Annotated in this window: 17 protein-coding genes; 8 read left to right on the forward strand and 9 right to left on the reverse strand. The window is 40.1% G+C overall.

Going from position 1 to position 18,919, the window contains the following annotated elements; translation table 11 throughout:
* Window positions 1-43: 43 nt before the first annotated feature.
* Window positions 44-409, reverse strand: coding sequence for a metalloregulator ArsR/SmtB family transcription factor (locus tag DP73_RS10905; protein ID WP_034599479.1), 366 nt, complete (start codon window positions 407-409; stop codon window positions 44-46).
* 272 nt (window positions 410-681) lie between these two features.
* Window positions 682-1,425: a ZIP family metal transporter gene (locus DP73_RS10910; protein WP_034599480.1), complete on the reverse strand. Its 744-nt coding sequence runs from the start codon at window positions 1,423-1,425 to the stop codon at window positions 682-684.
* Between the two features lie 339 nt (window positions 1,426-1,764).
* Here DP73_RS10910 and sigI point away from each other — a divergent pair, with 339 nt between their 5' ends.
* The 6 genes from sigI (at window position 1,765) to DP73_RS10940 (ending at window position 8,161) form a co-directional block, all read left to right on the forward strand.
* Complete coding sequence (sigI, locus tag DP73_RS10915) at window positions 1,765-2,487, forward strand: RNA polymerase sigma-I factor (protein WP_034599481.1); 723 nt, start codon at window positions 1,765-1,767, stop codon at window positions 2,485-2,487.
* 10 nt (window positions 2,488-2,497) lie between these two features.
* The gene (locus tag DP73_RS10920; RefSeq protein ID WP_052090561.1) at window positions 2,498-3,769 is read left to right on the forward strand and encodes an anti-sigma factor domain-containing protein; all 1,272 of its coding nucleotides are present in this window, start codon (window positions 2,498-2,500) and stop codon (window positions 3,767-3,769) included.
* A 210-nt stretch (window positions 3,770-3,979) separates the two neighbouring features.
* Window positions 3,980-5,113: a peptidoglycan DD-metalloendopeptidase family protein gene (locus DP73_RS10925; protein ID WP_165574403.1), complete on the forward strand. Its 1,134-nt coding sequence runs from the start codon at window positions 3,980-3,982 to the stop codon at window positions 5,111-5,113.
* Window positions 5,114-5,338: 225 nt separating this feature from the next.
* Entirely contained in the window at window positions 5,339-6,034 is a 696-nt protein-coding gene (locus DP73_RS10930) for a response regulator transcription factor (RefSeq protein WP_034599482.1), read from the forward strand.
* Window positions 6,027-7,457: a HAMP domain-containing sensor histidine kinase gene (locus DP73_RS10935; RefSeq protein ID WP_034599483.1), complete on the forward strand. Its 1,431-nt coding sequence runs from the start codon at window positions 6,027-6,029 to the stop codon at window positions 7,455-7,457. Before DP73_RS10930 ends, DP73_RS10935 begins: the two co-directional genes overlap by 8 nt.
* Before the next feature lie 32 nt (window positions 7,458-7,489).
* Window positions 7,490-8,161, forward strand: coding sequence for a TVP38/TMEM64 family protein (locus DP73_RS10940; protein WP_348982413.1), 672 nt, complete (start codon window positions 7,490-7,492; stop codon window positions 8,159-8,161).
* A gap of 174 nt (window positions 8,162-8,335) precedes the next feature.
* Here the strand turns inward: DP73_RS10940 and hflK (DP73_RS10945) are convergent, their stop codons facing one another.
* The 4 genes from hflK (DP73_RS10945) to DP73_RS10960 are packed head-to-tail and all read right to left on the reverse strand — an operon-like array spanning window position 8,336 to window position 14,088.
* A complete protein-coding gene (hflK, locus tag DP73_RS10945; RefSeq protein ID WP_052090564.1) occupies window positions 8,336-9,469 on the reverse strand; it encodes an FtsH protease activity modulator HflK in 1,134 nt (377 codons plus the stop codon).
* Between the two features lie 36 nt (window positions 9,470-9,505).
* Window positions 9,506-10,417, reverse strand: coding sequence for a protease modulator HflC (gene hflC / locus DP73_RS10950; protein WP_052090566.1), 912 nt, complete (start codon window positions 10,415-10,417; stop codon window positions 9,506-9,508).
* On the reverse strand, window positions 10,414-11,985 hold the full coding sequence (gene hflK, locus DP73_RS22040) for an FtsH protease activity modulator HflK (protein ID WP_052090568.1): 1,572 nt from the start codon (window positions 11,983-11,985) through the stop codon (window positions 10,414-10,416). Before hflK (DP73_RS22040) ends, hflC begins: the two co-directional genes overlap by 4 nt.
* A 30-nt stretch (window positions 11,986-12,015) precedes the next feature.
* Window positions 12,016-14,088, reverse strand: a complete 2,073-nt coding sequence (locus tag DP73_RS10960) for a peptidylprolyl isomerase (protein ID WP_165574404.1) — start codon at window positions 14,086-14,088, stop codon at window positions 12,016-12,018.
* Window positions 14,089-14,879: 791 nt separating this feature from the next.
* Here DP73_RS10960 and DP73_RS22045 point away from each other — a divergent pair.
* Together DP73_RS22045 and DP73_RS22050 are read left to right on the forward strand one after the other, a co-directional pair.
* Window positions 14,880-15,113, forward strand: a complete 234-nt coding sequence (locus DP73_RS22045) for a hypothetical protein (protein ID WP_052090569.1) — start codon at window positions 14,880-14,882, stop codon at window positions 15,111-15,113.
* Between the two features lie 189 nt (window positions 15,114-15,302).
* Window positions 15,303-15,518: a hypothetical protein gene (locus DP73_RS22050; protein WP_052090571.1), complete on the forward strand. Its 216-nt coding sequence runs from the start codon at window positions 15,303-15,305 to the stop codon at window positions 15,516-15,518.
* 27 nt (window positions 15,519-15,545) lie between these two features.
* Here DP73_RS22050 and DP73_RS10970 read toward each other — a convergent pair whose 3' ends face one another.
* The 3 genes from DP73_RS10970 to DP73_RS10980 all read right to left on the reverse strand — a co-directional run bounded on the left by DP73_RS10970 (window position 15,546) and on the right by DP73_RS10980 (window position 18,560).
* Window positions 15,546-16,658 carry a VanW family protein gene (locus tag DP73_RS10970; protein ID WP_034599485.1) on the reverse strand — a complete coding sequence of 371 codons (1,113 nt, stop codon included), beginning with the start codon at window positions 16,656-16,658 and terminating at the stop codon, window positions 15,546-15,548.
* Between the two features lie 393 nt (window positions 16,659-17,051).
* Entirely contained in the window at window positions 17,052-17,528 is a 477-nt protein-coding gene (locus DP73_RS23035) for a hypothetical protein (protein WP_128751401.1), read from the reverse strand.
* A gap of 372 nt (window positions 17,529-17,900) precedes the next feature.
* Complete coding sequence (locus tag DP73_RS10980; RefSeq protein ID WP_034599487.1) at window positions 17,901-18,560, reverse strand: DedA family protein; 660 nt, start codon at window positions 18,558-18,560, stop codon at window positions 17,901-17,903.
* Window positions 18,561-18,919: the final 359 nt, after the last annotated feature.

Consider the following 18,919-nt stretch of genomic DNA (forward strand, 5'->3'; position numbering starts at 1 on the left):
TTCTTTCTGTTCTACTTTACAACTCTTCAAAAGCGTAACCAATCTATTCATTAATATGGGTTAGACCTTGATTAAATATTTGCTTAATATGTTCATCTTCCAAGGAATAAAATACAATTTTTCCGTCTTTTCGATATTTCACCAGCCGTGCCTGCTTTAAAACTCTTAGCTGATGGGATATTGCTGATTGGGTCATATTTAACAAGACAGCGATGTCGCAGACACACATTTCAGCTTCATCCAAAGCCCAAAGTATTTTAATTCTAGTCGAGTCACCGAATACCTTAAATAATTCTGCAAGGTCGTACAGGTTTTCTTCCATAGGCATTTTTGCCCTGACCATATTTACGATCTCCTCATGTATAACATTGCAGTTACACCTATCTACATCATTTCTTTTATCAACCATTTTAATTCCTCTTTTCATATCCTTTCACTTGAACATATGACTAATCGTTCATATATTATCTTAATAATATCTATCTGTTCTGTAAAAGTCAATATAAAATCAAGTAGATGAACCTAAATAGTCAAAACCATTACAGGGGGCTCGATCCTCCGAGAGTCCATGAACTTCCTAATATTGTTCTACATAATCGGATTCCATGAACGAAATATAGCAATTTCGTCACTGCAGATATCAAATCGAAAAATTGAATAACTTATTAACTGTAGTACTAACTACAAAATGAGAGATGTAAATAAGATTCCCAGAATAAGACCTGTTATAATGCTAGGAAAAAGATGAATTCGTCGGGTATGTTTTATTGCATGGCCCAAGATCTCTTGCCAAGTCACCATGAAAATTGTACCGATTGCAATCCCAAAGAAGATAGCTAGTAATTTCGGGTTAATTATTCCTAAGCTTGAACCAAGGAAGGACCCAAGTCCGGCAGGAAGAGCTACAATGCAGGCGATAATTGGAATGGAAGTACTACTAAGCCCACTGAGTGCCAAGGGGAGTAAGATCGCGAAGCCCTCTGGAAAGTTATGCAATAACATAGTAGCAGCTAAATCTAAACCAATCTTGTCATAGTTCACCAAACCGATTCCCATGGCAAACCCGACTGGTAAATTGTGAATGGCTACCCCTATCGCGAGAAGTATTCCGGACCGAATAAACATGGATTTACTTGGATTGTCAGTTATAATCACAACTTTATGGAAAAAAATCTCCAAACGAATAATCATGAGGATACCTATAATGATTCCGATTCCAGTAGCAAATAAACCACCTGTACTGACACTTTCAGGCAAAAGTTCAAATGTCAGAAGAGAAAATATAACACCGGCTGAACAGGCTAGAATTAGTCCTGAGATTCTCGCGAAGTATTTTCCCAACCCGTAAGCAACTATGCCGCCTAGGGCTATACCCGAACCACCAACTCCCAATCCCATCAAGGTTGAAAACAACTGACTATTCATCAAAGCATCTCCTCCTATGGTAATTGTTTTACACACTTAGCTTTACGCCTTTAGGTGTCGTAGGGTTAGTTACATCAATTGAATATATGCTCATGTGTTAGGATAACAGTTATTGATTTAAGTAACAAGTAGTTGCTTGTCCTTTTTTAAACTTAATTTATTGCGTTGACGTTATTGTGCAATAGTACTTGTCTGCTCTGCAAATTTTATGCAACACAAAAGACACATTAATGTGACAATGCTGTAACATTCTACACCCATAATGGGGAGTAGAATGTTTTTTTCTACCCCTTGAAACTGCTACATACTTACGAATAACTATCAAGCGGAGTGATGAAAATGCAAGAACAGGTTTCGAGAGAGACCCTAATATCAGCCAAGAGCGGTGATCCTCTCGTCCGAGAGGAACTTATAAGATCTCATAAAGCATTTATAGCTAGGGTAAGTTCCAAAATCTGCAGTAGGTATTTAGCCTGGGATAATGACGATGAGCTCAGCATTGCTCTTTTAGCCTTTAATGAAGCGATTGACAGCTTCGACTCCCATGGAGGAGCTTCTTTTCATAGTTTTGTTCAAATGGTGATCCGGCGAAGATTAGTGGACTATTTTCGCAAAGAAGGCAAACATCAACATCTTTCCCTCTCGCCCATGAACTTAGAGGATGAAGAGCTAAGCCGCTACGATCTTGATACTTCCCAAGAGCAATATCAAGAAATCGAGAAGCAAGATGCCTTAGCAGAAGTCATTGAAAACTACGTCCGCGTGCTATGTTACTATAAAGTGACGTTAGATGATTTACTAAAAGTCTCCCCGAAACAAAAAGACAGCAAGCAAACTCTCCTAAAGGCAGCCTTGGCTTTAAGCAATAACCCTGGCCTTATGGCATATCTTAAAACTCATAGACTTTTACCCATTAAAGAACTGGAGGTATTGACCGGCGTAAAACGCAAAGCCCTAGAAAAGGGGCGAAAATATCTTATTGCTCTGGCTCTCATCTTATCCGAGCCGGCATTTTATCCCCTGAAAACTTTCATGCAGATTCCATTAGAACAAGAGGAGTAGGTGAAGAAATATGGAGAAAACCAAAGGCATTGTGATGCGAACCTCACCAAAGCTTACTGTCATCTTCACAGATAAAGGCGACTTTTTAGAAATCTCTACTCCTAAAGAGCCGCCTATAGTAGGCCAGACGATTGAGGTGATTATAAAACCTCAACGGATACCATCATTCCATAATTCCTGGCTTAAATATTCGACAGCAGCAGTTTTATTATTTGTATTTAGCATTACTGCGTTCTACCTCCTTTTCCTTCCTAATATGGCGGTTGCATCCGTTGCTCTGGATATCAACAAAGGTATCGAGCTGCTCGTTAACAACCAAGGCAAGGTTATTAAAGTGCGCGATATCAATGGTGCATCAAGTTTATCGGAAGGAATATCCATTAAAGGGTTAGACGTTTATCAAACCGTTAATTTAATCGTGGAAAATGCTAATAACAAAGGAATGTTAAATGAAAAACAAAATCTGGTTTTAGCCAGTGTGGTACCGGTTAATAAGTGGGGAAACCAAATGATTGATACGGAAATACTCCGAAACACAATCCGGGATGAAATGATTCGCAGGAACCTGTCCGGAAGTGTGGTTGTCGGTCAGACGAACCAGAAAACCCAACAGCAGGCTCAACAACAGGGCATGACGGTTAACAGTTATCTAATTTATGATCGATGTGAAGAAAAAGGTATCACTGTTCAACCTGATACCCTCCGCAATAATGTACAGAAAGCTCTGGTGGATGCGAATGTTAGTGTATCCAGCCTTTTCCCTGAAGAAAGTTTGGAGGTAAGAGCACAAAACTGGAAAGATAACTCCGAAGATACCAAGCCAGAACCACGTGCTAAAAAGGGTTCAGAACACAACCAACCTGCAAATATAGAATCAAAGACTACCGAGAACCATAGTTATACGGACCGTTCCAAGAACCAGAGCCAGTCCTCCGCTGGCAGCACCTCTAGTAATAGGAGCGAACCCAATGATTCCAGCCCTTCTTCTGTAAATCAACCTCCACAAGGAACAACCCCTGAACCTCCGCCAGAAACATCCCATAATTCGACCGAACCGAGTTCCGACGAAAAATCCCCTGACCACAGCACGTCGGAAAGTTCTACACCACAACAACCTACGAACCCTCCCTATAATAGGGAAACAGAACAAGAACGAGAACAAGATCAAGAACGAGAACAACCCATAGAAAGAGAAGATGGATTTAATACTCAGCTTCAGTCCAAGTGGCCGCAGAGTTCGGGGGAGCACACCGAGAGGGATAGCACAGATAGTAGGGATTAGTGATAAAAAACCAAACGAGAAGACAAGCGAAATGCTTGACCTTCTCGTTTGGTTTATGCGTACTAAGATTAATCAGCGTATAACGGATAGTCCATATACCTTTTTAACATTTTTGTTACAATTATCTTTTCAACAGGACTACAGACGCTTCATGTCGAATTGTAATATTTATAATCGGTATTTATGCAAATGTTTGGAGGTTTGTCACTGTTGCGTAATCCTTGGCTTATAGCACTTAGTATTACAATAATTTTAGTCAGTTCCATGGTTGTTCCTGCCAGAGCAAACGAACTTAATGATTTTATGAGTAAGCAAACAGAAATAGAAAAAGCCCAGGATAATGCGAAGAGCCAGATTAAAGATCTGCAATTCACTGAGGAACAAAAGAAACGGAATCTTAAGGAACTGGCGAGCCAAATTAGCGTGGCTAAAATAGCCATGTCCCAAAAAGATACTGCCTATCTTGAAGCTAAGACTAGCGTGGAAGCAGCAGAAAAAGAGCTTCTTGCCAAACAAAAGGACCTTGAAAACAGACAGGAAGCCCTTCGGAAAAGGGTTCGGGGGATTTACGAGGAAGGAAACTTTAGCTACCTGGATATGCTTTTTCAAGCTGAGAACCTCAGTGAATTTATAACCAAGTTTGAGTATTTTGAAATGCTGATACAAAACGACCAGAAACTACTAGAGTCTATTAAAGCAGAGAAAGAAAAAGTCCTTCAAAAAACTGAAGAACTTAAAGAAAAACGGGATATAGCCGAAAAAACAAGACAAGAAGCTATCGCTGCTAAAGGTGTTCTAGAGAGCAAAAAACAGGAAGAGCAGAATTCTTTGGCAGAAGTCACACAAGCACAAAACGAACTCTTTACCCAGATCAACAAATTAGAAAATGATTCCAAAGCCTTGGAACAAAAGATTCGTCAGTTACAAGCCGGGAGCACCGGCGGTGTGGTTGGCAGTATCAGTTATTGGCCTTTGTCAGATTATCACACCATTTCCAGCCCTTACGGCTGGCGTATTCATCCAATTACTAAAACCAAGCGCTTACATACCGGAGCAGACATACCTGCGCCAAGCGGGACGCCTATCTATTCTGTTGGTGCCGGTACAGTAATATACTCTGGCTGGTATGGGGCCTATGGCAATACTGTGATAGTCGATCATGGTCAGGGGATATCCTCGATGTACCCCCATCAGTCAAAAATAACCGCTCCAAACGGCCAAAATGTGAAGGCTGGTGATCTGGTAGGTTATGTAGGGTCAACAGGTTGGAGCACTGGTCCACACCTCCATTTGGAGGTTCGGGTAAACGGTAATCCTACTGATCCCCTTGCTTATTTTCCCTAGAAGTTGTCAGATATTAAATCAAATAATTAAATAACAAAAGAAAAGTAGTCTTTGCATTGCCGTAACAAAATGTTACAGATAGTGCAAAGACTACTCTGGCTAGACAGAACCTAATATGATATCAAAGTAATCTACTTCGTTTGTGGAAAAGGTCTTCATCCCCCTATTTTTATAGACTTTACAAAAAAGTAAAGAATACATTTGATTTCAAATAAGGAGATACCCATGGACAAGAAAAAAATACTCGTCGTGGATGATGAAGAACACATCTGTAATTTGGTAAATCTATACTTAAGCGATGATTTTAATATAACCTTAGCCTATGACGGTCAATCTGCCCTTTCAGCCTTCTTACAAAAACCGTTTGATTTGATCGTGCTGGACATTATGTTGCCTGGATTAAGCGGTTGGGAGTTGTGCCGAAAAATTCGTCAGGTCACCAATACACCAGTTATTATGCTTACAGCCAAGGACGACCCTTATGATAAAATCCTCGGGTTAGAACTTGGTGCTGATGATTATATTACAAAACCATTTATTCCTGGCGAACTTATAGCCAGAGTTAAAGCAGTTTTACGGCGTTTTAATTCTGCTCCTGCGGAAAACCTTCAGATCATTGAGTATCCAGGCATCTATCTAGACAACGCAACCTTTAAAGCAGAAATTCTTAACCAACCCTTAGAACTTACGTCCAAAGAATTCAATTTACTCTGGTTTTTTGCCAGTAACCCCGGAATAGTCCTCCAACGTGAAACTATTATGCTGAGAGTATGGGGATTCGACTATATGGGTGATACTCGAGCCATCGATAACACTATTAAGCGATTAAGAAGAAAACTTGAGTCCGTTCCTGGCGCTCTCTTATACATTCAGACAGTCTGGGGACTTGGTTACAGGTTCGTGGTTCCCAAAGATGAATAAGAGCATTTTTTCAAAGTTATTGGCCAGCTATATCGGGATAGTCCTGGTAGCAATTGCCATAGTCGGCAGTATGCAAGTCTATCTGGTACAAAACTATCTGATTAAAAACAAGGAACAAGAACTTGTAGTACGGAGTCAAGAGCTTAGCGCTATAGTTAAACCGTTTCTCCTGACAAACTTAGACCCTGGACCTATGTTAGTTACAGTTAATCGGGCAGATCGAGTATTAGGAACAGAGGCTTGGATCATAGACAAATACGGCAAAGTCATTGTTGCTTCGGCAGATCACTTATACTGCCTGGGAAATACCTTAGAGGAGATGGACCTCGATCAACTGAAATCCGGCAAGGTCAGTATTCGAACAGGACAGACCGAGTATTTCAAGGGTGCTATGATACGAACGATAGCCCCCATTTTTGAAGAAAATGAGTTTATCGGCGGAGTAATCTTATACTCACCGGTAAAAGGGGTAAATGATACTACCAAGATAATGAGCAAAATTTACCTTGGTGCCGCCTTGTTAGGAATTCTCATCTCAATTTGTATCGGCTTTTTGTTAACTAAACAGATTACCAGGCCAATTAAAAGAGTTTGTGAAATAACTAAGAACATTGCCGATGGTAAATTTGATGAGTGTGTGGAGGTTAAATCTAAAGATGAATTAAGCGTGCTGGCCTCATCGATCAATCACATGACTAAACGGTTATCTGAACTCGAGAAAATGCGACGCAACTTTGTAGCCAATGTTTCCCATGAACTTAGAAGTCCTCTAACCTCTATCCAAGGTTATATCGACGCCCTAATTCAAGGAAAAGCAAAAGATAGGCAAGACGAAACCAAATATCTTCAAATCGTTCAACAGGAAACTCATCGTTTAAGCCGTCTTGTTAATGATCTCCTAGAGATTTCTCGGTTCGATTCTCAAACAGCTCTTTTTGATGTAGATGAATTCCCGTTACGTTCGATTGTAGACAGAGCCTTAACAAGCCTTAAAATTCAGTTGGAAGGTAAGCATTTAAGCGTAAAGGTCGATGTTCCCCAGAACTTGCCTTTCTGTTATGGAGACGAAGATCGAATAGAACAAGTAATCTACAACCTTTTAGATAACGCTATTCGCTATTCTTCTCACGAGGGAGCAATCATTATCTGCGCTACTTCCCTGAACGAAGAGATCATCGTTGAAATTACCGATTTTGGCCAAGGCATCCCTCCTCAGGACTTACCCTCTATTTGGGACCGTTTCTACAGAGTGGACAAGGCACGGTCTAGAAGCGAAGGCGGAACAGGCTTAGGCTTAGCAATTGTTAAGGAAATTGTAGACAAACACGGCGGACAAGTCATGGTAGAAAGCAGGCTTGAAGAAGGAAGCAAGTTTAGCTTCACCATAAAACAATCTGAATCTGAATGTGAAACAGAAACTTAGCAATGTACTATTTCTGAGAGTTGCAGCAGGGAGTGGATATTATTTTAAACCAAAAAAAAGTTGCTTCTGTAGTTACAATATTCTTGTCTTTAGCTCTAATATGGTTCCTTTATCCACACCTTCAAAATGCGGGAGCCTTGCAGATTCTAATTAACGAACTAGGTTGGAAAGGGATCGTATTAGATTTATTCATAATTTCTGCTCAAACACTTTTTCCAATTGTTCCATTCGCATTACTGGCAGGTATAAATGTTATCCTATTTGGACCAATAGCTGGTTATTTCCTATCCTTGACCGGAAGTGTTTTTGGTTCCTCATTAGGTTTTTACCTCGCCAGATCTTTAGGGCAAGAATGGGCTAAACCTAAACTCCAAAAACTAGGAAAATGGGCAGAGTTGCCCGAATCACGAAGCTTTTTTATGGTTATGATGGGACGTATGATTCCAGTGATTCCGGCAGCAGCAATTAATTACGCTGCAGGACTGTCTCCTATGAAATTTAGGTCATTTTTTCTTGCTACTATTTTGGGCAAAATACCAATGATTGCTTGGGAGTCTTGGATAGGCCGTGACTTTTGGGATATATTTAAACATCCACAGAATTTTATCAAAGCCTTGGTAGCAGGTTTACTTTTATTCGGAGGAGCATCTTTATTTTGGTATTTCTCCTCAAAACGCAAAATAGTGAAAAAACAAATTAGTTGATTACTCTCGTTCAGCAAAAGTTGAACATCGCGACTTAGGTGACGAAAGCGCACAGCCCTCAACGAATACTATAGCGCTGGATGATGGCTTTCGTCACAGAAGCAGAGCACGAAGGGGCTGAAACAAACTTGAAAACAAGTTTTGTTTCAGCCCCTCTTGAAAGTAGAAAAGTTATTAATTTTTCTGGCTGGTAGCTTGGTCAAAAAGCCTTAAGTTAATTTTGCCGTCCGAGGGATTAACAATCAATTTTTTAACCTTAGGTAATATTTTTTCCATCGTTTCTAGGAACAAACGGTATTTTGTGGTATCCTGCGAATATATTTGGCTGTTTTTCTGATATTCTGCCAGCATTGTCTCAAATTTTTGGGAATCACCCTTCGCTATGTTTACTACTTCCGCTTTATAAGACTCAGCCTTGGTGATTTGTTCGTTAGCTTTGCCTCGAGCTTCAGGAATCAGGCTGTTGTAGTACCCTCTGGCTTGATTGATTTGCTTCTCTTTATCTTCCTTTGCTGTTGTAACATCCCGGAAAGCATTGGCAACCTCATCCGGGGGTACAATCGCTTTGATATTAAAGGTTGAAACCTGCAGCCCTGAATTATAGCCATCAAGGATAGCCTGTGCCTTTTTCATAATCATGTCCTGCGCTTTGACTTTTTCACTGGTCAAAATCTCATCCACACCCATGCTTGCTGTCAGATAAACCATTGCAGCTTCAACACTATTTCTAACTAAACGTTCCTCATCGGAATTTACATTATATAAATACTTAGGAGCATCTATAATTTTATAGTGCACAATAGCTTCGGTACTGATAATGTTTTCATCACCCGTCAACAACTGAATGTTTTGGGGAGGGTTGTCTTTGTGTACATGGTCGGGTAGACTGACCCCCACATCCGCTCTGCGAACCTCCGATACATTAACCTTTTCCACCTTATCAATAGGCCACGGCAAACGGTAGTGGATTCCCTCAGAAATGGGTTTATCCAAGACGCTGCCAAATCTCCTGATCACGGCTTGTTCACCTGGATTAACCATATAAATACCTGTCAGAACGTATACTAACAGAAAGCCTAATCCCATTGCTAGCGCAGTTTTTTTAGGATTAATATGATTAAACGCTTGGGCAATATCCTCTACAATTGAGATTCGTAACTTGTTATTTTGTGTATTATTATACTTACCGCTGAAACGGTTCTTGAGCATATGGAATAAGGCTGAAAACCTATCTTTTATGATTTTGTAGATTAAAAGACGACTATCTTTGATAGCTCTTTTAGGGGGCTTATTATCTCCTTCACTCACAGTAAATACCTCCTTCAGTTAGAATTTTACAAACGATCATTTTCCAACCTTGCCATTTTCCAGGTATTTAAGAATTTCGGAATTTGAAGGGAGTACAAGGGTTGTTTTTTCATCAATAGTTTTTTCATAGGTTTCAAGGGCACGAGTAAATTCATAGAATTTTGAATCCTTTTGGAATGCTTCCCCATATATTTTTATAGCTTCAGCATCCCCCTCACCCTTTAATTTCTGCGCCTGTTTATAGGCTTCTGAAAGAAGTATCTTTTGTTCCTTTTCAGCATCCGCCCTTATTTTAGCCGCTTCTTCGCTTCCTTCAGAGCGGTATTTCTTTGCCATTTGCTCACGCTCAGCTTTCATTCTGGCAAATACGCTCTGCTTGTTCGCTTCAGGGAAATTCAAAACCTTTATTTGAGCATCTACCACTTCTATGCCGTACTCTTTAGCTTTTTCCTTAGATTTCCGAACAGTATCCTGCATCATGGCATTGAGTTTTAATTTGTTAGTGTCTACACTTATTAGCTCATCTAAATTATACTGACCCAGTTTTACACCCAAACTTGAGGAAAAAACATCCTGCAATCTCGCTTCTGCTCCAACTTTGTCCTTGACTGTTTTCATGTAAGTAACAGGGTCGGTGATCCGCCACGTCCCGTAATAGTCGACCTTAACACTCTTTTTATCTGAAGTCAGCAGTTCCAAAGGCTCGGCCTCATAAATCTGAACTCTATTATCAAACCGTTGTACAGATTGTATAGGCTCAGGCAGCTTGATTCTTAAACCGGGTTGAAGCACCGTGTTTACAGGATTTCCAAATTGTGTTACCACGGCATACTCAGTGGTGTCGACTGTATAAATTATAAGGTTTAAAGTCAGTAAAACCAGACCAAGTATTACACCTACTAAAATTTTAGGTTTTATTTTTAACGTTTCACTCATCTTAACACTCATTCTTTCCCGCCTCCTCCATTAATAATAGGATTTCCTACTCCATCATTCGTCAGCCATAAGTCGGTGCCCTCAACTTTGATATTACCGCCCAGCAGTATCTTCATGACCTTCGGCAGGATTTTATCCATGGTCTCCATATAAAGCCTGTATTCAGTTACTCCCTTTGATTTTTGATATTCTTCAAATTTTTGGACAAAAAGTAAAGCGTCCCCCTGGGCTGTTTTAACTTTCTCATCCTTATAGGCTTCTGCTTCTTTAATGGTCTTATAGGAATTTCCCTTTGCCTCGGGTATGACTGTATTGCTGAATGCCAGTGCTTCATTGATATAAGTTGCCTTATCCTGCCTGGCACTAGCCAAATCTTGAAAACTGTCAATAATCTCCTGCGGAGGGGTCATCTCTAAAAGCTGCAGGTTTACAACCTGCACGCCTGTATTGTTTCTATCCAAGGCCTCTTGAAGTAGTTTCTTTGAAGACACTTCCACTTCATCTTTTCCAGTAGAAAGTAAAAAGTCAATATTCTTTTCACCCACCACTTGGCGAATGCTTGTGGTGGCCACAGCCTTAATCAGGCTGTCGAGATTGCTGACTTTAAGCGAATAATTTACAACGTTAGAAACCTTGTATTGGATTCCCATGTTTACATTTACAAGATTCATATCCCCTGTCAGTAACAAATTTGTTCCGCTCTGTACATTCCTAATGTTGTCCTTCTTCACCAGCACCACTTTCTCGATAGGAAAAGGCAGCCTATAATGCAGCCCGGGGGATACATTTTCTCGGGTAACCGCTCCGAATCTCCTCACAATTCCCTGTTCATCCCATTTTACGAAAAATATCCCGGACGCCATGTACACTGCAGCAAAAACCAAACAAACTCCCGCCAGCATTTTCTTATTTCTGAAAGAAAACTTAAAGTTTGAATGCTCGTGGTCATCCCTGTGAGCCTCTCCTGAACTGAGTGTTTTTAGATTAATTGTGAAGATTTCATAAGAGGCTATAAACATAAAAACCATAGCTATGATAGCCGTTATTTTATCCAAACTGTCCATACCAAATAAAGAACCCGTCAGGCCAACTAAAACTGCAATAGAACAGTACATATCCATCTTGGAATGGTAACCATCGGCAATAAGGCTTTGGGAGTTGGTCTGCATTCCTACATACAATTTATAACGTGCCATAAAGTAGTTTATTATTACACCTAGGAATGCCCCAGCAGCCGTAACGGCAACATATCTCAGTTCTTTTCCTTCATTTCCTAAGGCTTCAAACAATATCTCAATACCCATATAGAAAATAAAAACTGATACAAACAGGGCAAGAATATTTTCCAGCCTGCTTATGACCTTCGTTGCCTTCGTTGCCTTCGTTACCTTCCTTGCCCCAATACGCCCTATGAATAGTCCCAGGAAAACCACTGTCGATACAAAAACGTCTGTAAACGAATGCCAGGCATTCGCTTTCAATCCCAGACTCCCAGAAATATTTGCCAGGAAAAAGCGTAAAACAATGAGAATCAAATTTGCAATAACGGCAATTAGAATTGTACGCTCTTTTCTTTCCACGACCATCACCTTCCTTCACTTGATTATTTCTTAGTTTATGGTTGCTTCCTTCAGCATCTTTCTAAGAGAAGAATTATAAATCACGAGCTGCGACTTCTCAAGGAGTTCATTCTCCAGCTCCGCTTCCTTCACATGGTGCTTTTCATCCAACAGAACCTCTTTTAATTGCGCTTTAACCTCCTCAAACGTCTTCTGCTTTTTATCTTCCTTCTGCCTCAACTTCACTACATAGTACCCGCCTTCATATTCAAAAACACCGCTTATTTCTTCTGGTTGGAGCTTAAAGATATTTTTTTTCAGCACTTGGTCAAGGAGATCATTATCATAGAGCCATTCTTTCATTTTACCCCCAGCCGATGCTGTCGGATCATTGGAATACTCTTTCGCGATCGCCGCAAAGTCAGCCCCCTCTTTAAGTCTTTGCAGCGCTTCATCGATCCGCTGGCGGGCCCTAGTCTTTTCTACATCCGATGTACCCGTTTCAACCCTGATCAAGCTGATTAGTGCTTTAGGCGGATCAAACAATAATTTCTTTTTTTCTTCGTAAAATTTCTCTGCTTCCTCGTCCGAAATTTGTCCTATTTTTTCGTCTATTTCTTCCTTATGCAATATCTGACTTATATACTGGCTTTTCAGTTCCTCTATTTCCTTGCTGCTTTCCGTATCCGCTGTATCGTCCCCTGATTCCTCCAGGAGTAGCTCCTTGGCTATTAACTGGTCTATCAAGTCTTTTTTTGCTTCAAAGCCAGCAAATTTAGCTTGGGTTTCAGGAGAAAGCTCCTTGAATTCTGCTTTAAATTCACCTAAAGTAAATCGTTTACCGTGAATACTAAATAATGCTTCATTTTTTCTTAATTCATACTGCTTATCTTCCTTTTCACTCAGGACGCCTGCTTTAATCTCGTTTAGCGCTTCACCAAAGGTTTTCTGTCGTTTTTCCTGTTTTTCAAGGCACTTCACAATATAGAAGCTGTTCCCGTCCTTAAAAACAGAACTCATTTCGTTAACTTGGAGACTGAATACCTTGTCTTCAAAATTTGTTCCCTTCTCGCCCTGCTTTACATAGAAGGCATCTAACTGTTTACTATTTGAATACCTTTTAGAGATCTCCTCAAAGCTTTCACCGCTCATTATCTTGCTCAATGCCTCATTAGCCTTTTTAAGAACCTCATCCTCTGATCCGGATATATCCAACTGAATAGCTAGTATTCTAGCTTTTTGGGGCTCAAAGTATTTTTCCTTGTTTTTCTCATAGAAGTCTCGCATTTCCATTTCCGTCGGGTCATCTACCTTCAAGATATTATAATTCACATCCAAGGCTGCGTTCTTTTTTAGCCTTTCAATGTATTCTGGAAAGAATTGCTTATCCTTCTCATCGGCTAGAATAGTTCTAATTTCACCCTCAATTTCACTAAAAGGCCTATCCTTGTATTTATCTTTGTTGGCATCATAATACTTTTGTATTTCCCCCTTCTCTATCTTGTCAGGAGAAAGCTGGTCTTTGTGCACTTTATCCACTAGATTATCCAAGCTGACCTCTTCCACAAGATGTTGAAAATCATGCTTCACCTCATTTTTCTGAGTAACGCCTTTCTCCTTTGCCCAATCATCCACAATTTTCTGGACTGCCATCATTTTTATGATCTGCTGGTATGCTTCCATACTGTGTATAGGATGGGTTTCACACACCTCGGTCTTGTCGCATTTACTGTGGTCGAACCCATGTTTTTCGCATAAACCGTGTTCTTTGTCTTTATATCCCTTTAAACTAATATAATTAGATAGCTCTTCTTTAGTAAGGTATTTACCGCTGAAAGCAGCTACTACCTCTTCACTGGGGGGCTTTGGCTCGGTAATAAATCCATATAATTTATAGCCGGGTAATGATAAGATAACTAGAATCGGGATAATTAGGAGCTTTCTAAAGCTCTTTTTAGCAGGGATTTTTCCTACTTCCGAACCCTCGACCTCTTCTAAAGCAACTTCTGTGCTTTCCAGGCTATTTTCCACTTGATATTCTTTGATATTTTCAATTCCGCAGACAATTTTTTCTGCCTGATTTCCCAAATCGTGCCCTTCGGAATTTTTCTGATCTTCTGCCAAACCTTCATCTAAAATATTTCCTTGACTGCCTTCCTCTAGATTGCTTAAACTTACTTCTGAAGTAGCTCCATCAGCTTTGTCTGGTTTAGGTTCACTGATACCAATATCTTTAACTTGCTCTAAAGGAGACATCCTTTTGGGACCCCAAATCCAGAGTCTAATAGTCTCGAGCAAGTCCTGTGTTGCGCTGGTGTCGGATTTCTCCTCAGTATTTACCGGCTCGGCTTGAGAAGGTTCTCCTTGTCCTCCCTTGAGATTCTTCAACACCATTGTCTTCTCCCCTTCATCCGTGAGTTGAGTCCCACTTCCTGATTCCGTTTTATTTCTCGATTTCGTCCATCCTAAATCTTCCTTTGATTAGCCTTGGGCTATACTAGCTTAGTCCTAAATTGTAACAATTCAATGTCCAAAATTTAAAGAATATGTATCAAATATGTAACAAATATGTAACTAAATTTTAGAGAGTCAAAACACTTATAGAATCATCGCCTTATGTAGTAACACAGATGAACATTTTGAGACAAGGCTGTAATTCGCAAAAAAAACCAAACGAGAAGGCGGGCGAAATGCTTGGCCTTCTCGTTTGGTTTGTCTTCTTTTGTTTTTCTAATAGTTCCAGCTTCTCAAGCTTACAACTTTATGCAAGGCTAGTGAATAAATATAGGATGAAATAATATATAAGATGTTTATATTGGTAACTATATAAAGGTTACTTTTAGGTTCTCGTAGAATCCGTGCCGGAAGAAGAAAAAGTGATCAGAAAGTCTTAACTTATGAAAGAGGTGTTTTAATTGGATAATTGGTTCTCAATTGTTCCGTTTATTATTGCCGTGGTTATTGCAATGTTGACTCGACAAGTGCTGGTAGGTCTTATGTTGGGGCTTCTTATAGGTTCTTTCTCTTTACAACCTGGAATAGCTAGTACTCTTTCCAAAATGAGCGACTATATTTTAACTGCTATTGGGGACAGGGGTAACCTTCGTATCATAGTTTTCTTTACGTTTTCGGGGGCCTTGTTGGAATGATGCACGTTGCTGGCGGTGTCAAGGGTTTTGCTAATCAGGTACAAAAACGAATTAAAACCGAAAAGAGTGCTCTCTTGGTTACGTGGGCCACCGTTCTAGTTACCTTTATGGATTGTGAATTCAGGATTATGACAACAGTTCCGATAATGAAGGCTGTAAAAAACACGATAAATGTAACGAGGTCCAAACTTGCATATGCCTTTAGGGGTTTCGCTGGCTCAGGCGACAGGAGCTCCGATCCCTATAACCGTCGGAGCGGTATTTGCAGCTGGTTCCTTTGGTGATTTTACTTCTCCTTTAGGAGAAACTACTGTTACCACAGCATCCAAGGCCAAATTGCCTTCATCACTTGCAGCAGTGGGTATCTCAGCGATTTTGTTTGTTCTTGCGGGGCTGTTTTTATAGTAGAAGAAAGCGCCCGTGATTGCTTTGCTATGTAATGTCATTATCCCATTCCCGAAGAGTGGGATAACCCTTTGGATTCAGAAGCGCTGGGTGTTTATCGTCTGCTAATCCAAACAGTCGAATTCTTAAACATCCCTCCCCTGTTTTTGCACTGATTAAAAGGTACCCTTTCGTGTCATTTCGAAAGCGGAAATCAAGTATGCCGTAGGATACTGTTGCATCTTGCCCTTTTGACGCATACACTACAGGCAAGGAATGACTGTTTTTCTCTACTATAGTTAAACGAGACTGGCGGACAGCTTGATAGAGTGTGCTGGAATCTTGGCATACGCCCCCTCCATTCCCTTTGATTACAGACTGACCCGCAAAGATAGAGGCTTCCATATATCCAGCAGCCTCTGTACGTTCTCCAACGACATCGTTGAAAGAAAACTCTTGGCCAGGTGGAATCAAATAGTTATTTAAAGCCATCGCAGCTAAACGCACGTTTTTTGTACGTGCTACATCCTGAGGATCAAAATACGTCGTGTAATCCCCTAAAACACTCTGAATTTTTGTTATGTCCTCAGCTTTAGGTAGAACTGGCAGGTCTTTTACAACTACCTCAACCTGTTTCTGTCCATAACTACGCACTATTTTCAGCCAAGTCTCTTCGATATCTAGTTCCTGTCCTGCTTGCCCATCTGTCTTTTCCAATCCACTGTCCAAATAAACAATCCTTGCCGGACGCATAGGTTTGTTAATAATCTTACTTAATGATTGCAACTGTAAAATAATTTCTTCTTTATTCAAACCAATGTTATTCGGTGAGATGAACACGGAAGGACGAGCAATATTATTAAGTGCATCTGTGACAGTCTTAACCAGAAAAACTTGATCTAACCACGCCTCAATTTCTGCATCAGAACCATCCTTCTTCAGAGGGTATACATGTTCTTTGTATGTAACGGCATACGGAATCTCATTCTTTAATTGTGATGATAATTGAATTCTACTCAATCCAGAAAAATCCCGGCCCCATGCAATCACCCCTGACGGTGCCCGATCATGAGTATAGCCATACGTGATCAAGGTCCCTAACCCTAGAGAAACTATTAATTGAAGTAATAGAGCCATCGCAAAGACCAATCTTCTCCGCATTAACTTATAACCTCCTAATAACTTTCTTGGTTTTCCGCAAATGTGAACTAACTGCCTAGGTGATGGCAAATAAAAACGCATTATAACATTCTTAAAGCGTAAATTCAATAGGTTACTTGTCCGCTACTACAAAATGGGTGGTAAACCAATGGGTGGTAAATGAAAGATACCTACTGATAGGCATAATAACAAAACACGGGGAAAACAAACCAATTGGTTCGTTTTCCCCGTGTTTTTAATAACTTGTACCATAACCGTCCTACCACATTCCTCCATAGTAATTAGCTCCGCCACAACAACCGTTTCCGTAGCCAGAACCCGGAGCATACCCAGGATTTGGCGCAATCTGGCCCGGTTGTTGTTGGCCCAGTTAAAGTTATTCAGTAGTTCTTATCATTCATGACCGGATTTGCTACCGGACATATGATTCTCACCCGTATTAGTATTATGATTCTCGTTAGAATTATGATTAGTGTTATAACCATTTCCGTTCATATTTGTGCTTTTACTCGTACTGGATGGCTGAGCACTTTGGCTTGGTTGCGTACTATGCATTTGCTGGTGTTGTTGGGGATTCATATTTGAATGTCCGTCATTGTAGTGATAATTGTTTTGTGCAAGGGTGACGGGCGCTGGAGTGACAGGTGCCGGAGTAACTGGTGCCGGGGTAACGTTTGCTTGGGTAACTGATGCTGTGGTGACAGTTGCAACTGGGTCTGGTGCTGGGGTAACAATTGTAGTTGGGTCAGTTGCAGGATTGACAGTTGTAACAGAGTCAGTTACAGGGGTACTGGTTGTTACAGTTGCAGTAGTGCTAGGGTCTACAGACGTTCCTGATGTAGCAGCACTAACTGCTGCTACGGCTCCCATTATCAGCCCAAGAGACAATGTACTTACCATTAGCGTATTTTTTAAATTTTTCATTAAAAACATCCTTCCTTAAACTAATTACTAAAATTCACAAATTACTACAATGGCGCTGCTTTATTGAATAATCTTACATTCGATTCTTTTCCACTGATCACCCCCTGTCTTCAATGAGTTATTCGTAACAGTTTGTTATTTTTTGAGGGTAGTTTTAAAAACAAAACATAAATTTCTTCTTTATCCAACATTGCGCCATCCTTTAATATGAAAGCTTCAAACGTCTCGAGAAATTCGTGCTCCACTTCTAAAATGCTTTTATAGCTTGCTGTAGCCTACAAAGTTTAAGCTCTTTCTTCAGAAGTTTTTAGCCTTTTATTATTTACTCAACTTTCGGTCGCGACCGAAAGTTGAGTTATTTATAAAGGTAGCTACTCCCGGCAATAAAGAAATAAATATGATCGCAAATATTACAAGGGTAAAATTCTCTTTAACAGTAGGTATATTGCCAAAGAAGTACCCTCCGGCTATAAATAATGCTACCCACACCACTGCTCCAATAATATTGTAGCTGATAAACCTCCAGTAGGTCATCCTTCCCATTCCAGCTACAAATGGAGCAAAGGTTCGGATTATCGGTATGAATCTGGCGATTATGATGGTCTTGCCCCCATGCCTCTCATAAAACTCATGGGTTCGCATTAGATATTCTTTTTTTAAAAAACGTACATTTTCTTTATGGAAAATCTTTGGGCCTATGAGCTTGCCAATATGATAGTTTACCGTATCACCCAGAATAGCTGCCAAAATCAAGACAAGAGTAATAGCTGCCAAATTCAGCTCACCGCTCGCTGACAAGGCACCAATTACGAAAATCATTGAATCTCCCGGCAGGAAAGGTGTAACAACCAACCCGGTTTCACCAAACACAATTACAAATAGAACTAGATATGTCCAAATACCATAATCTTTAGCCAGTTCAGTCAGGTTTTTATCGAGATTCATAACAAAATCAAATAGGTTCATTATTAAATCCATTTCACACTTCCCTTGTATTTTTTAAGTCATTCAGTTCAAGTCATTGTAAGACCCTCCCAGTTTCATTATCAAATAGAATCTACCATATGAAAATCACATGAACTTAACGGTTTTTTAACATTTTTGTTAAAATACCATAGAAGCAACCGGGCTACACTAACAGCTTCCGGTGCAAAAACGGCTGTAGAAATAATACTAAAAAAAGCCCCTCAAAACGCTTAACGTTCGGGAGAGGCTTGTTTAATACAAGAACTAATAATTGTTAATGATCAAAAGTTATAGACTATGTGTCTTAGTGCTAATGTGCATGTCTATGGTAAATGTCAGGAGTATGTTGGTGTTCATGAATTATTGATTCG

This window comes from Desulfosporosinus sp. HMP52, from assembly GCF_000765145.1.
Lineage (GTDB): Bacteria > Bacillota > Desulfitobacteriia > Desulfitobacteriales > Desulfitobacteriaceae > Desulfosporosinus.